Source organism: Micromonospora sp. M51 (assembly GCF_018070305.1).
In the GTDB taxonomy this organism is placed as follows: Bacteria; Actinomycetota; Actinomycetes; order Mycobacteriales; family Micromonosporaceae; genus Micromonospora; species Micromonospora parva.
In genome coordinates, this window is record NZ_JAGPXZ010001398.1 from 1 (window position 1) to 632 (window position 632).

Genomic DNA, 632 nt, shown 5'->3' on the forward strand with positions numbered 1-632 from the left:
GCGAAGTCCCAGGGCACGTCGGCGAAACGGACCACCTCGACTCCGGTGATCTCCACGACGCCGGCCAGGGCGTCGTCGTCGTCGACCAGCGCCAGGCGTTCGCCGACGTGCTCCAACTCCTCGCCCTCGTCCGCGTACTCGGCGAGCCGCCCGGCCGTGGCGGTCTTCACCCCGGCCAGCACCAGGGTGTTGAGGGTTGCCCGTAGCTCGCCGGGGGTGCCGAGAGCGAGGGCGCGCAGTTCACCGATCCGAGGCCACATCCTGCCGAGGCTAGGCCAGCACGGGCCGGGACGCTGCCGCAATACCCGTCGCCCCGCTCAGATCAACTGGCCGGCGTAGCCGGGTGCGGTGAGGAGCCGGTCGTCGCCGCTGGCCGCGTACGCGTCGAGGATCGCGTCGGCCAGCTTGACCACGTGCTCGTCGCCGTGCCGGGCCGCGCGGGCGAAGACCTCCGCTGGCGTCGCCGGGGCCACCGTCGGTGGCGCGATGCCGTCGGCCGGGGCGTACACCGAGGTCATGGCCGCCGTCGCGGCCCAGGCCGCGGTGAGGCTTGGCGCCCACAGGGCCCGGTCCAGAGCCGGCAGGGTACGCAGCACAGCGGTCGGCGCGGTCACCGCGTGCACCAGCATGAC

At 74.1% G+C, this 632-nt stretch carries 1 protein-coding gene and 1 pseudogene; both read right to left on the minus strand.

The window, feature by feature from the left end; translation table 11 throughout:
• On the minus strand, positions 1–260 hold a 260-nt coding region (locus KBX53_RS35060; protein ID WP_210864046.1), incomplete at its 3' end, for an ASCH domain-containing protein.
• Positions 261–317: 57 nt separating this feature from the next.
• Positions 318–632 (minus strand): annotated as a pseudogene (locus tag KBX53_RS35065) (hypothetical protein); the annotation flags it as partial.